The following is a 13,013-nucleotide window of genomic DNA, read 5'->3' on the forward strand; positions in this document are numbered from 1 at the left end:
CTGCTTCATGCGGTCCCCCCCCCTTGGGGGGGGGGTTCTCCCCCCCCCCCCCCCCCCCCCCCCGGGGGGGTTTTTGGGGGGGGGGGGGGGGGGGGGCCCCCCCCCCTTGCCTCCCCCCCCCCCGCCTCGACCCTTCGCACGTAGTCTCGAGATTTCGTTTCTTCCGCCGGAGCCCTTGGAACCCGTCCCGCTCAGTGCATTGCGGCGGTGAGGAGTTCGATGGTCTGGAGGCGGCCGGTGGGCTCGTCGAAGGGTTCCGATTCGAATTGGGCGGCGACGGCGGAGAGCATGATCTCGTCGACCTCGTATTTCGCGGCGAACTCGCGGAGCCGGTGGGCGACGTCGTCCGGTTCGCCGATGAACCAGTTGCGGGCATGTTGGGCGATGAACTTCTGTTCGAGTTCGTTCGAGGGGTTCGCGCGGACCTCGTCGACGGTTTCCTTGGCGCGCAGCGGCAGATTCGTGCGCATCCTGGCCATCATGCGCAGGTGGGGCTGGGCGCGCTCCATCGCCTCGTCGTGGGTGGGGGCGACGACCACGTTGGCGGTGAGGAAACTCTGCGGCTCGGGGTACGCCTCGCTCGGCTCGTAGTGCGTGCGGTACAGCGACATCGCCTGGTCGAGATTCTCGCCCGCGAAATGGTTCGCGAAGACGTAGGGCAGACCGAGGCGGGCGGCGAGCCGCGCGGCATAATCGCTCGAGCCGAGCAGCCACACCTCGGGTGCGCTGGTGGCGGCCGGGGTGGCCTTCACGGTGTATTCGCCGCCGGATGTAAAACGCACAGTCGCACCGTCGGGGCTGGTGAGCGCCACGATATCGGTGATATTGCTGGGAAAGCGGTCGACATCGCTGGTAGTGCCGGACTGGCGCAGCAGCTGCGTGATCACGGGATCGCTGCCGGGTGCGCGGCCGAGGCCGAGGTCGATACGGCCGGGCGCCAGTGCGGCGAGCGCGGCGAACTGTTCGGCGACGATGAGCGGCGAGTGGTTGGGCAGCATCACACCGCCCGAGCCGAGTTTGATGCGTTCGGTAACGCCCGAGGCCGCCGCGATCAGGACGGGCGGCGAACTCGACGCGATGGCCGGCATGTTGTGGTGCTCGGCGAACCAGTAGCGGCGCAAACCCAGCTCGTCGGCGCGCTGCACGAGCTTCATCGACGCCGCGATCGCTTGCGCGGTGGTCTGCCCGGTGCGCATGGGCAGCAGGTCGAGCAGGGATAGGGCAACGGGCGAGTTCTCGGTCACGGTGCCACCGGCTTCCGCACTGCGTTGGGGGATGTCATGTTCGTTTTCCATTCTTTCGAGAGGGCGGCCGAGCGGGGGCCGCCGATGTCTTCGGACGGTGAATCACCGGTAGGGACCGGCCGTTCGCCGATATTCCGGTTCTGGACTTCTGTCCTCGGTCGGCGACCGGCTTCGCCGGGCACAGCGGCGCCGATTCGCCACCGTGCCCGGGCGAACCTCTTCACCTCGGCACGTCGCCGACGGGACGGCCGAGGGCGTCGAGGGTGCGCCGGAGATCGTCGAGTTCGGCGGCGCTGTGCCCGCATACCGCGTCGATCTTGTCGGTGACACAGCGGACTTCCGCCTCGATGGCCCGGCCCCTATCGGTGAGGTCGACCAGGACGCGGCGTTCATCGCTGCGGTCGCGCCGGCGCGTGACCATACCGGCGGTTTCGAGTCGTTTGACCAGCGGGGTGATGGTGCCGGTGTCCATCTCCAGGCAGGCGCCCAGCGCGCCCACGGTCTGGGGCGCGCTGTCGATCAGCGCGAGGATGACCAGGTATTGCGGGAACGTCAGACCCAGCGGCTCGAGAATGGGTTTGTGATGGCGGATCATCCGGTTCGCCGCCCCATAGAGCGCGAACGACAGCTGCCGGCCCAGCTCACCGTCCGAGCGTTCCCTAGCGCGTGATTCCATAGCGCACTAGATACTAGCACTCCAGAGGTAACGCGACCGCGCGGGTCACCGGCGACCGGCCCGTACCCCCGCGGCGAAGGCCGGGAACATGTGGGCCTCCCAGACCATCCGCGACATCATCACGCGGCCCCGCAACGCCTGTCGCGGGGCGGACGTTGGTGACACAGGGACACGGCTGCCTCGCGGTTACCTGCGCGGCGGAGGTAGCGCCTTGCGGAGGACGGCGCGGATATGGTCGGGGTCGGGCTTGTCGTCGGTGAGGAGGATGGCTGCGCACAGCCCGTCGGCAAGGGCGACGAAGGCTTCGACCGCGTCGGGGTCGTCGGTTTGCGTTCGGGCGAGTTCGGCGACGTTCTCGCGCCAGCCTCGCGCGATCGGCCGTAGCGCGGGTCGGCGAGCCGCCAGTGTCGACAGCTCCCGTTCGGCGAGGGCGCGTTCCCGTCCCGGGCCGGCCGATTCGGCGATGAGCTGAGTGAGGCCGTCGACGGGGTCGTCGGAGTCGATCAGTTGACGGATGCGCCGGGTGTACTGGTCGGTGATGCTGGTGAGAGCTGCGACCAGAAGGTCGTCCAAGGTCGCGAAGTAGTAGAGGGTGAGACTGGTGGTGATACCTGCCTCTTTGGCGACGGTGCGGTGGGTGACTCCGCTGGCACCATCGCGGTGGACGATGGCAAGAGTCGCCTCGATGATCTGGGCTCGACGCCGTTGACCACGCAGTTTGCGGCCATCGACACTCGCCGGATCGCGGTCGTGTTCTGCCGCTGTCATCTGCTCACCATCCATCACCCAGCACCGCCCCTGGTCGTCGAGGCTATCTCTCGCGCCTCGGGTTCGGCATCGCCGAGCGGCCGAAGGTGGCGCAGTGTCGTCAGGCAGACCAACGATGCCGCCGCGATCGCGATGCCTGCGACGACGGCGGCGGCGTTGAGCCCGCTGGTGAACGCGGCTTGTGCGTGTTCGAGGGCCCCAGCCGGCAGCCGGTGCGCAAGGGACGTGGCCGCGGACAGACTGTCGCCGTATGCCTCGGTCGCGGAGGGAGAAAGCTCAGGCGGGGTCTCGACTGCGGTTCGGTAGATCACGGTGGTGAGACTTCCCAGGACGGCCACCCCGAGTGCGATACCGAGTTCTTGCACGGTCTCGGAAAGTGCGGCCGCGGATCCGGACTTCTGCGGTGGTGCCGCGCCCACGACGATGTCGGTGCCGAGAGCGGCGATGACGCCGAGTCCGAGGTAGACGAAGGCGAAGCCGGTGACCACGCTCAGCGTGCTATCGGTCCCGGCCGATGCGAGCAGGGCGTACCCGGTGAGCGACAGCGCCAGCACGCCCGACATAACGACGCCGGGTGACACGTGAGCGGCCACGAGTGGTGCGCCGATGGCGCCGATGAGCATGGCCAGCGCAGGCGGCCCCATCCACAATCCTGCCGTCGCCGGGGACAGACCCGCGACTAGCTGCAGGTACTGGGTCACGAGGAACATCACCCCGCCGAACCCCACCAGCCCGATCAACAGGACCGACAACGCCGCGAAGAACGCCCGGCTCCTGAAGAGTTTCATGTCGAGCAGCGGCTCGCTCAGTCGCAGCTGACGACGGACGAACGCGACTGCCGCGCTACAACCCACCAAGGCTGTCGCCGATACCTGGATGTCGATGCCGTGCGCGGCGGCGTGCTTGATCGCGTAGATGATCGGCAACATCGCGGTGAGTGACAACCCGACGCTCAGCAGGTCGAGCCGACCGGCCGGGGACCGATACTCCGGTAACAGCACCGGCGCACCCACCAGCACCAGCACGGCAACCGGCACAGCGATGAGGAAGACGGCACCCCACCAGAAGCCGGCGGCCAGCACCCCGCCCGCGATCGGGCCGGCGGCCATACCCAGAGCGAACATCGTCGCCCACACGCCGATGGCCAACGCTCGTTGCGCGGCGCTGGGGAACATGTTGCTGATCAGCGACAGCGTCGACGGCATCAGCGTCGCACCCGCCACCCCGAGCAGCGCCCGCGCCACGATCAGCCATCCGGCGCTGGGAGCGAACGCGGCAAAGACCGAAGCCGCACCGAATGCCGCCACCCCGATCATCAGTAGCCGCCGGCGTCCGACCCGATCACCCAACGTCCCCATCGTGATCAGAAACCCCGCGATGAAGAAGCCGTAGGCATCCATGATCCACAACGACTGCGTGGCGGACGGGTTCAAATCGATGGACAGGCTCGGAACCACCAGATAGAGCGCCGTCACATCGAGCCCCAGCAGCATCGTCGGCAGCGCCAACAGACCGAGCCCGCCCCACTCGCGCCATCCAGCCCGCGCTGACTGCCTCAAGGCCATCACCCTTCCAGATATACTTGAACTTACGTACTATTTGTACCATCGTTCAGTATGTGGCTGACAAGCCTTGCGGGGCACGGACACACAGAAAGCGCCCACCTGTGCCGAAGGGCGCCGGCGGCTTGGCGGCCGGCCGCCGACGTCGCGACTCAGGACCGGGTCACCAACGGTCCGGCCCTCCTACAGCTGGTCGGGCGCCGATCGAGGCCGCGGACCGCCGCTGCGGCGCTTCACGTCGTTCTGCGGCGGGCGCGAGGGCTGCTCCACGGCAGCAGCGTGGGTGCAGATCACGGCGTAGGCATGCGCGGCATCCTCCGGAAAGACGAGGACACGCAGGCAGCGGCGCCCGCCGCGGAACCGCGGCCCGGAGGCTGTCGCACGTATTCCGTTGATCCGGAGTAACTCCCGGACATACCGGGCGGCGTCTTCGGTGGCCGTGGTAGCCACCGGAAACAACAGGCCGTAGTCCTCGGCGCCCGTATCGGCGCGCCGGGGCCGCCGCCTCATCCGCCGGCCTTCGCGTCGAGGTGACGTTGTTGGATTTCCCGCAGTTTTTCCTGTTGCCGGCGTTCCTCGGCGTGTTCGATCGCTGTCGTGCGCTGGGCTTCGGAGTCGGGGTCCGGGAACAGGAACGACCCCGCGCCGGGCCGGCCCGCCGCGCCGAGGGTGTTCATCTTCTTCGGCACCGCCGCGCCCTGGTATTGCAGCCGGACCGGATGGCCGTGCCGGTCGACCGGCCCCAGCGGCTGGTGCATCTCGATGTATTCGCCGTGCGGCAACCGCTTGATCACACCCGTTTCGATGCCGTGTTCGAGGACGGCACGATCGCTGCGCTGCAGCCCCAGGCACATCCGGTAGGTCAGGTAGTAGGCGATCGGAGGGCCGAGGAGCACGGCGATGCGGAAGAACCAGGTGGTCGCGTTCAACGAGATATGGAACTTCAGGGCGATGATGTCGTTGACACACGCCAGTGTCAGCACCACATAGAACGTCAAGGCCATGGCGCCGATCGCCGTGCGTACCGGCACATCCCGCGGTCGCTGCAGCAGGTTGTGGTGCGCGGTGTCCTTCGACAGCCGTTTCTCGATCCACGGATAAGCCATCAAGACGACGAAAACGAGTCCCATCGCCAGCGCGACCCAGAACGCCGCCGGTATCGTGTAACGGCCGAGATAGATTTCCCACGGCGGCATCAGCCGCGCCATCCCGTCGGTCCACATCATGTAGAAGTCCGGCTGTGAACCCGCCGATACGTGGGCTGGGTTGTAGGGGCCCAGATTCCACACCGGATTGATCTGGAACAGGCCGCCCATCAATGCCACCGTGGCGAGGGTGAACATGAAGAACGCGCCCTGGTCCAGCGAGAACACCGGCACGATACGCGTTCCCACAACGTTCTTCTCGGTGCGCGCGGGCCCGGGGAACTGGGTGTGTTTCTGGTACCAGACGATTCCGATATGGGCGATCACCAAGGCCAGCATGATCGCCGGGAACAGCAGAACATGGGTGATGTACATCCGGGAGATGACGATCGTGCCGGGGAAGTCACCGTCGAACAACATCCAGTGCAGCCACGTGCCCACCACCGGAACAGACAAGGTGATGCCCGAGAACGCCGCCCGCAGCCCGGTGCCCGACAGCAGATCATCGGGCAGCGAATAACCGAAGAACCCCTCGAACAGCGCGAGGATCAGCAACAGCACACCCAGGACCCAGGTGATCTCGCGCGGACGGCGGAACGCGCCGGTGAAGAAGATCCGGCACATGTGCACGATCATCGACGCCACGAACAGCAGCGCGGTCCAATGGTGCACCTGCCGCACGAACAGTCCACCCCGTACCTCGAAACTGATGTGCAACGTCGACTCGTACGCCCGCGACATGGTCAGCCCGCGCAGCGGCTGATACGCCCCGTCGTAGACGACTTCGCTCATCGACGGGTCGAAGAACAATGTCAGGTACACACCCGAGATCAACAGAATAATGAAGCTGTACAGGGCGATCTCACCCAGCAGAAAGGACCAATGCGTGGGAAACACCTTGTTGATCGATCGCTTGACGAACGCGGCGGCGCCGTAGCGCTGGTCCACGGCATCGGCCCCGCGGGCCGTGATGCTCATGAGTGAAAACCTCCTGATAGTCGACGACGGCTGACCACTAGACGGTGCGGTGTGCGCGCAGGCCGCCGATCAGGCACAGCGCCGTGCCGAGGGTGACCCAGGCGAGCAGGACGGTGAGGGCGGAGGCGGCGCCGCGGCCGTCGAAGAACGCGGTCGAGCGCAGCAGTTGTCCACCCGCTCCCGGCGGAAGCAGTTGCCCGAGTGCGCCGGAGCGGCCGGGCAGCATCTCCGGTGCGGTAGCGGTCCCGGAGAGGGGGTTGCCGATGAGCATCATGATCACCGCACCGATCCCGATACCGGTGTATCCGAACAGCGATTCCAGCCCGAGAACGGTCAGCGAGACGGCCGCGATACTCAATGCGACGGCACCGGTGTTGGCGAGGTAGGAGCCGCTGAGCGAGCCGAACCAGAACTGCAGGATCCCCGCGACCACCGACCCGCCGGCAATTGCGAAGGCCAACGCCCCGGCGACCCGGCGGCCGGCGCCGCGCACGAGCTTCGTCAGCAGCACTGCGGCGAGCAGGCCGCCCATCACCAGCGGGAGCGCGCCCGCGGCAAGACCGGCGCCGCGTGGATCGCCGGTGGGCAGGGCGGCGAGGTCGCGGACGGCCGCCGGTGGTGCGGAACCACCGTTGCGCCCGAGGCCGGTCGCCATGGTCTGCAGGGTTTGAGCGACCGCGGGGGCGGCGGCGGAGGCGACGATGACCTGCGGCCCGCCGGAGCCGAGGTCGATGGCTCCGTACACTTTCCGGTCGCGGATGAGTTGCTCGGCGCTCGCCGTGCCGGCGACTTCGGTGATGTCGAAGGCACCCGGCGCACGCTGCTCGAGCGCGGCCCGGACCTGGGCGACCGCGGTGGCCGGCCCGGCGACGGCGATCGGGATATCGTGCACCGAAGACCGCACCGACGGCCACGCGAACGCGATGAGCAGGACGCTGGTGATCGTCGTGAGCACGACGACCGCTGCGGCCACGGTGGGCCATCGGGTCGGCAGTGCGTCGGTGGCGCGCGGTGCTCGCGTGCTCATAGGTACTCCTTCGGTTCGATGCCGGGTTCAGCGCAGGGTGAGGGCGGTTTCGGAGTCGATATGGGTCAGCTTGTGCGGGTTGCGGACCAGGTAGAGACCGACGATCCGGGCGCCCTCGACCCGTACCGAGAGGACACTGTCGAGCTCCCCGTCGATGTACAGCGCCAAAGCGGGGCTGCCGTTGATCGCGGTCGGTTCGGCGGTGAGCGCGATATCGTGCCTGGTGAGGCCCGTGACCACGAAACGAGCCACCTTGTCCGCGCCGACGACGGGCCGTGGACCGGCCCGCTTGATACCGCCGCCGTCGCTGATCGCCACCACATCGGGGGCGAGGACATCGAGCAGACCTTGCAGGTCCCGGGTCTCGAGCGCGCGCCGGAACGCTTCGACAGCGGCCCGCGCCTCGCTCGCGGTGACCGCGCGGCGCGGCCGGCGCGCTTCGACGTGGCGCCGGGCGCGATGGGCGATCTGGTGCACGGCGGCGGGAGACTTCTCCACAGCGGCCGCGATCTCGTCGTAGCCCAGGCCGAAAGCCTCGCGCAGCACGAAGACCGCTCGTTCGGTCGGCGTCAAGGTCTCGAGGACGACCATCAGGCCCATCGACACACTTTCGGCGAGTTCCACATCGGCGGCCACATCCGGGGTGGTGAGCAGCGGTTCCGGCAGCCAGGAGCCCACGTACGCCTCCCGCCGGCGCTTCACCGAACGCAGCCGGTTGAGGGCTTGCCGTGTGGTGATCCGAACCAGGTAGGCCCGCTGGTCCTCGACCTGCGCGGTGTCGACGCCGACCCAGCGGAACCAGGTCTCCTGCAGGACATCGTCGGCGTCTGCCGCGGAGCCGAGTATCTCGTAGGCGACGGTGAACAGTAGTTTGCGGTGCGCGACAAACGTTTTCGTCGCAGTCACCACAGCGTGACCGTCACCGCGGCTCGCGGACTCGCCGGGCTGCCCGCCCTCATCGCCGGTGTTTCCGCCGCCGGCCACGACGACCTCGATTTTCCTGCCCATGGCGCCTCCATCGATCCCGGGTCGGTCGAGAACAAGACGCCGCAGCGACGCGAATCCTGACACTTTGTGTTACGGATCACACAGCCCGACAGGGGGCTTCGGTGGTTCGACACCGACGGGTCCACTCACCGGTCGGCGGACCCGGACGAGACCTGGCAAGTGACTCACATCACCAGGCGGGGGCGTCAGTAAATCACGACCGCCGGTGTCTCGTATCGCAACCGAGCAAACCCGACAGGAGTGCCACTATGAAACACCGCATCGTCGTTCTCGGAGCCGGATATGCCGGAGCCTTCTCCGCCACCTTCCTGGCCCGCCGGCTTCATCCCGACGATTTCGAGATCACCGTCGTCAACGCCGAACCCGATTTCGTCGAGCGGCTGCGCCTGCATCAGCTCGCCGCCGGGCAGGAGTTGCGGCCCCGGCCCCTGACGAAAGTATTCGCAGGCACCGGGATCCGGCTCCGAGTAGCACGGGTCACCGCAGTCGACGTCGAGCAGCAGACCGTCACCCTGGCAACAAGCGGCGGCGACGGTATCGACCGAGTCGAATACGACACCCTTCTCTACGCGCTGGGCAGCACCATCGCGGACCACGGCGTCCCCGGCGTCGAGGAGCACGCCTACCACGTAGCAGCGCGCCCGGCGGCGCTGCGTCTGCGGGCCCGGCTCGACGAACTGGACGCGGGTGGGCGCGTGCTGGTGGTCGGCGGTAACCTGACCGCGATCGAGGCGGCCACCGAACTCGCCGAATCCCGTCCAAAGCTTCGGGTCGACCTCGTCACCCGAAGCGAACTCGGCAGCTGGCTGGGCGACAAAGCCCGTCGTCACCTCTGGCGTGCCTTCGACCGATTCGGTATCACAGTCCACGAGCACGCCCCCATCGAGCGTGTCGAGGCAGATGCGGCAATCGCCGCCGACGGCACCGCGTTCACCGCCGACGCGCAGGTTGGGGGCGCGGGGTTTGGGTATTTGGCTCAACGCGCGCCGCCCGCACCGGGGACCCCCGCCCCGTCTTTGTGGGGGGCGTGGTTTTCCGGGGCCCCCCCTAGCCCCGCCGCCAGCGGCCTTGCGGTCGAATCGAACGGCCAGATCACGGTCGACCGGCAGTTGCGATCGGTCTCGCACCCGAACGTCTACGCCGCCGGCGACAGCGTTTTCGTTCTCGGCGACAACGGCCTGCCGTACCCGATGTCGTGTGCTTCGGCCGGCCCCACCAGCAAAGCGGCGACGGCCGCGATCATCGAAGACCTCACCGGCCGTACAGTCGCGCCGACCACCTTCTCCTATATCGGTAACCACATCAGCCTCGGTCGCAACGACGGGCTGTTCCAACTGGTCGACGGCGAGGCGCGGGCGAAGCCGGGGGCACTGCGCGGCCGGGCGGCCGCACAGGTCAAAACGGCGATCATCGGTACCGCCGCCTGGGCTGTCGGCCACCCGACCTTCGGAAAGCCGAATCGCAGGTACCACGCGGCCCCCACCCGGAAACACCTCCCCAGCGGGTCCACCGCATAAAGGCTTTCCGGGACCGCCGTCACCCACCGGCCCGGCAGTGCAGGGCCGGTGGCGTTCGGTGTCGAAGATTCGCACATCATCGACCTGTACTACGTTCATATTTCGCGGAAGCCGATCCGCAGTGCACCCCGAAGCGCTATTCGGCTTCCGACTAAAAGGCGTTGAGTCGCGGCTTTTCGAATACCCCGGCCAGTTCACAGACCAGAGAAATAAAGGTCTGTACACGCCGGGTGTCCCCGGTGCGCCGCCGAATAAGTCCGTACTCGATCGGCGGTGCGTCGCGCAGCGGTACGAAAACAATTCCGGGCCGGGAATAGTAGGTGCCGGCTCGAACTGCCGCCACCGTGATTCCGCGACCGGCTTCGACCAGAGCGAGGGCTTCCTGCCAGTACCGGAATCGCGGCCCCCGCGGAATGGGCCGCCCCTGCGGTGTTCGGTCCGGGTAGTGGTGGTCGAGCCAGTACCTCGGCACGTCACCGGACACGGAGATCAGCGGACCGCTCGCCAGCTCCTCGACCGACGCCGACGGCCGGCGAGCCAGGGCGTTACCGGCGGGAACGATCAGTGCTCGCGGTTCGGAAAATATCACCGGGCCTGCGACGAGATCGGGTTCGGCGACGGGGAACTCGGTCAACTGGAGGTCGAGTTCACCCTCGCGGAGCGCACCGAAGGGGTCACTGAGCTGCACCTCTCGAATCTGCACGGTGCAGTCGGGGTGCCGGTCCTGGAACAGATCGGCGGCGCGGATGACCAGTGTGTCGACCCAGGGTGTCGAGAAACCGACGTGCAGCGATCCGGAGATTCCCTTTCCACTGGCTATCGCCCGCGCTTCGGCTTCTCGGATCTGGCGGAAAGCCGGAGCCAGATCGTCGCGTAACCGACGGCCGATCGGTGTCAGGCTCACGCTCCGGCTGGTGCGCTCGAAGAGCTGGGCGCCGATGCGCTGTTCGAGTTTTCTGATCGTTTGACTGACCCTGCCCTGCGCGAGGCCCAGCTTTTCCGAGGTGCGCCGGAAATGGAGTTCTTCCGCCAACGTCAGAAAGGCTTCGATCTCGTGCCGTTCCATGGCCGTCCTTTGGTGAGTTGTACTCAACGATTGTAGAGTAATCAGATCTTGTTCGGGCTATTCGCTCGGCCGACAATGGCGTGGTGAATATCAGCAACACACTTTTCGGCTACCGCCCGATCACCGAACGCCCGGCCCTGACATGGCCGGGCGGCGCAAAAGTCGCGTTCTATATCGGATTGAACATCGAGCATTTCCGTATCGATCGACCCTCGACCAGTATTTGGCCGGGTACCGCAGACCTGGTTCCCGATGCACTCAACTACGGCTGGCGCGACTACGGGCCCCGGGTCGGAATCTGGCGCATCATCGACATCCTCGACCGGCACGGTGTCCGAGCCAGCGCCCTGCTCAATTCCGATGTCGTCGAGCACAATCCGCAGATCATCAGGGCGGGTATCGACAGGGACTGGGCGTGGCTGGCGCACGGCAAGACCAATTCGGAGCTGACGGCAGGTATGTCCACCGAGGAAGAACGTGCCTACCTCACCGCAGTCGTCGACACGATCGCGGATGCCACCGGCCGGCGCCCCCAAGGCTGGATGGGTCCGGGTCTCACCGAAACCTTCGACACACCACGCCTTCTCGCGGACCTCGGTGTGGGCTACGTCCTCGACTGGACGAACGACGACCAGCCGTACCGTGTGAATGTACCCGGCATGCTGTCGGTGCCCTACACCGTCGAACTCAACGACCTCGGCCTGTTCAGCAAGGGCACGACCGGGGCCGAGTTCGTCCAGATCGTGAAAGACCAATACGATCAGCTGCTCCTCGATGCACAGACCGGCGGTCGTGTGATGGCCATTGCCTTACATCCCTTCGTCATCGGCCAGGCATTTCGTGCCAGGTACCTCGATGAGGCATTGGAGTACCTGGTGGCACAACCCGATATCTGGATGACCACCAGCGATGAGATCGCCGATCACTATCGGCGTGCGGTGCCCGAATCCGCGTGACCCGCCCTGCGCCGTCCAACTCCTCCTACCGATGAGGTCGATCCTGCAATGCCTTCGATGCGAATAGTTACCCAGTTCTCCCTCGGCGGCCCAGAAGTCCTCCGGGTCGCCGAAGCCGAGCGCCCGACACCCGAACCTACAGAGGTCCTCGTCCGGGTGGTCGCCGCCGGTGTCAATCCGGCAGACCGAAAGGTCCGCTCCGGCTTTGTACGCCTTTTCGGCGATCCACCGTTCACACTCGGGCACGAGTTCAGCGGCATTGTCGTCGAGACAGGCCTTGAGGTTTCGGAGTTCCCGGAAGGAGCGGACGTCTACGGCTGGGTGACTCCACCGCACGGGGCCTACGCCGAGTACGTCGCCGTCCCGGCGACCTCGATCGCCGGCAAACCGGCAAGTCTCGATCACGAGCACGCCGCCGCACTCCCCATCGCCGGCCTGACCGCCTGGCAGGCGATGGTGAACATCGGGCAAGTGCGAGCGGGCCAACGCGTACTCGTTCACGGGGCCGCGGGGGGCGTCGGACACCTCGCCGTACAGATCGCCAAGGCCCTCGACGCTTACGTAATCGGCACAGCCCGGGCAACCAAGCACTCCTTCCTGCGAGAATTGGGGGTCGACGAGCTCATCGACCACACCGCCCACGATTTCGCCGATCTCCGCGATCTCGACGTGGTGCTGGACACGATCAGTGGCGAGGTCGGACTCCGATCGGTCGATACGCTGAAGACCGGCGGCGCGCTCATCGACGTGGTAGGCCTCGGGTTCGACCGGACGGCGACGAAGCGCCGAGCCGGCGACGCCGGGGTGCGGTTCACCGAATTCAACCTGGCACCGACCGCCGAGGATCTGACCCGCCTCGCAGAGCTGGCCGATCGCACCGGATTGCGCCCCGCTGTCGAGCACATCCTGCCGTTGGCGGAGGCGGCGAAAGCACACGAATTGAGTGAGAACGGAGGCGTTCGAGGAAAAGTCGTCCTCGTGCCGTGAGGACGCAAGCCCCTGGCCCTGCCGCCGGTCACGCGTGCCCGGCGCACGGGCAGGGCCGAGCATATCGTCTGCGGCGGCC

Annotated in this window: 13 protein-coding genes; 4 read left to right on the top strand and 9 right to left on the bottom strand. The window is 66.9% G+C overall.

Going from position 1 to position 13,013, the window contains the following annotated elements; translation table 11 throughout:
• Window positions 1-191: 191 nt before the first annotated feature.
• The 8 genes from QH276_RS28580 to QH276_RS28615 all read right to left on the bottom strand — a co-directional run bounded on the left by QH276_RS28580 (window position 192) and on the right by QH276_RS28615 (window position 8,384).
• Complete coding sequence (locus QH276_RS28580) at window positions 192-1,295, bottom strand: LLM class flavin-dependent oxidoreductase (RefSeq protein ID WP_280402705.1); 1,104 nt, start codon at window positions 1,293-1,295, stop codon at window positions 192-194.
• A 169-nt stretch (window positions 1,296-1,464) separates the two neighbouring features.
• Window positions 1,465-1,920, bottom strand: a complete 456-nt coding sequence (locus QH276_RS28585) for a MarR family winged helix-turn-helix transcriptional regulator (protein ID WP_280402706.1) — start codon at window positions 1,918-1,920, stop codon at window positions 1,465-1,467.
• A 186-nt stretch (window positions 1,921-2,106) separates the two neighbouring features.
• The gene (locus tag QH276_RS28590) at window positions 2,107-2,688 is read right to left on the bottom strand and encodes a TetR/AcrR family transcriptional regulator (protein WP_280402707.1); all 582 of its coding nucleotides are present in this window, start codon (window positions 2,686-2,688) and stop codon (window positions 2,107-2,109) included.
• A 14-nt stretch (window positions 2,689-2,702) separates the two neighbouring features.
• On the bottom strand, window positions 2,703-4,247 hold the full coding sequence (locus tag QH276_RS28595; protein ID WP_280402708.1) for an MFS transporter: 1,545 nt from the start codon (window positions 4,245-4,247) through the stop codon (window positions 2,703-2,705).
• A gap of 186 nt (window positions 4,248-4,433) precedes the next feature.
• Entirely contained in the window at window positions 4,434-4,760 is a 327-nt protein-coding gene (locus tag QH276_RS28600) for a hypothetical protein (protein ID WP_280402709.1), read from the bottom strand.
• The gene (gene qcrB, locus QH276_RS28605) at window positions 4,757-6,373 is read right to left on the bottom strand and encodes a cytochrome bc1 complex cytochrome b subunit (protein WP_280406956.1); all 1,617 of its coding nucleotides are present in this window, start codon (window positions 6,371-6,373) and stop codon (window positions 4,757-4,759) included. The genes QH276_RS28600 and qcrB overlap by 4 nt, the downstream gene beginning before the upstream one ends.
• 37 nt (window positions 6,374-6,410) lie before the next feature.
• Window positions 6,411-7,400 carry a hypothetical protein gene (locus QH276_RS28610; protein WP_280401257.1) on the bottom strand — a complete coding sequence of 330 codons (990 nt, stop codon included), beginning with the start codon at window positions 7,398-7,400 and terminating at the stop codon, window positions 6,411-6,413.
• A 27-nt stretch (window positions 7,401-7,427) separates the two neighbouring features.
• The gene (locus tag QH276_RS28615) at window positions 7,428-8,384 is read right to left on the bottom strand and encodes an RNA polymerase sigma-70 factor (protein ID WP_432278709.1); all 957 of its coding nucleotides are present in this window, start codon (window positions 8,382-8,384) and stop codon (window positions 7,428-7,430) included.
• On the opposite strand from QH276_RS28615, the gene QH276_RS28620 reads away from it, so the two are divergent.
• Entirely contained in the window at window positions 8,313-8,468 is a 156-nt protein-coding gene (locus tag QH276_RS28620; RefSeq protein WP_280401258.1) for a hypothetical protein, read from the top strand. The two genes, QH276_RS28615 and QH276_RS28620, sit on opposite strands and share 72 nt — an antisense overlap.
• A 188-nt stretch (window positions 8,469-8,656) precedes the next feature.
• A complete protein-coding gene (locus QH276_RS28625; protein ID WP_280406957.1) occupies window positions 8,657-9,925 on the top strand; it encodes an NAD(P)/FAD-dependent oxidoreductase in 1,269 nt (422 codons plus the stop codon).
• Window positions 9,926-10,076: 151 nt separating this feature from the next.
• Here the strand turns inward: QH276_RS28625 and QH276_RS28630 are convergent, their stop codons facing one another.
• Window positions 10,077-10,991, bottom strand: coding sequence for a LysR family transcriptional regulator (locus QH276_RS28630; RefSeq protein ID WP_280406958.1), 915 nt, complete (start codon window positions 10,989-10,991; stop codon window positions 10,077-10,079).
• Window positions 10,992-11,074: 83 nt separating this feature from the next.
• Here QH276_RS28630 and QH276_RS28635 point away from each other — a divergent pair, with 83 nt between their 5' ends.
• Window positions 11,075-11,947 carry a polysaccharide deacetylase family protein gene (locus QH276_RS28635; RefSeq protein ID WP_280401261.1) on the top strand — a complete coding sequence of 291 codons (873 nt, stop codon included), beginning with the start codon at window positions 11,075-11,077 and terminating at the stop codon, window positions 11,945-11,947.
• A gap of 57 nt (window positions 11,948-12,004) precedes the next feature.
• Window positions 12,005-12,934, top strand: coding sequence for an NADP-dependent oxidoreductase (locus tag QH276_RS28640; protein WP_280401262.1), 930 nt, complete (start codon window positions 12,005-12,007; stop codon window positions 12,932-12,934).
• The last annotated feature ends 79 nt before the right edge of the window (window positions 12,935-13,013 follow it).

This window comes from Nocardia carnea, assembly GCF_029869215.1.
In the GTDB taxonomy this organism is placed as follows: domain Bacteria; phylum Actinomycetota; class Actinomycetes; order Mycobacteriales; family Mycobacteriaceae; genus Nocardia; species Nocardia carnea_B.

What these genes read in the sequence shown, in the direction of transcription:
- QH276_RS28585 (WP_280402706.1), bottom strand. Translation starts at nt 1,920, where the DNA reads ATGGAATCACGCGCTAGGGAACGCTCGGACGGTGAGCTGGGCCGGCAG.
- QH276_RS28630 (WP_280406958.1), bottom strand. Translation starts at nt 10,991, where the DNA reads ATGGAACGGCACGAGATCGAAGCCTTTCTGACGTTGGCGGAAGAACTC.
- QH276_RS28640 (WP_280401262.1), top strand. Translation starts at nt 12,005, where the DNA reads ATGCGAATAGTTACCCAGTTCTCCCTCGGCGGCCCAGAAGTCCTCCGG.
- QH276_RS28600 (WP_280402709.1), bottom strand. Translation starts at nt 4,760, where the DNA reads ATGAGGCGGCGGCCCCGGCGCGCCGATACGGGCGCCGAGGACTACGGC.
- QH276_RS28610 (WP_280401257.1), bottom strand. Translation starts at nt 7,400, where the DNA reads ATGAGCACGCGAGCACCGCGCGCCACCGACGCACTGCCGACCCGATGG.
- QH276_RS28625 (WP_280406957.1), top strand. Translation starts at nt 8,657, where the DNA reads ATGAAACACCGCATCGTCGTTCTCGGAGCCGGATATGCCGGAGCCTTC.
- QH276_RS28580 (WP_280402705.1), bottom strand. Translation starts at nt 1,295, where the DNA reads ATGGAAAACGAACATGACATCCCCCAACGCAGTGCGGAAGCCGGTGGC.
- qcrB (WP_280406956.1), bottom strand. Translation starts at nt 6,373, where the DNA reads ATGAGCATCACGGCCCGCGGGGCCGATGCCGTGGACCAGCGCTACGGC.
- QH276_RS28590 (WP_280402707.1), bottom strand. Translation starts at nt 2,688, where the DNA reads ATGACAGCGGCAGAACACGACCGCGATCCGGCGAGTGTCGATGGCCGC.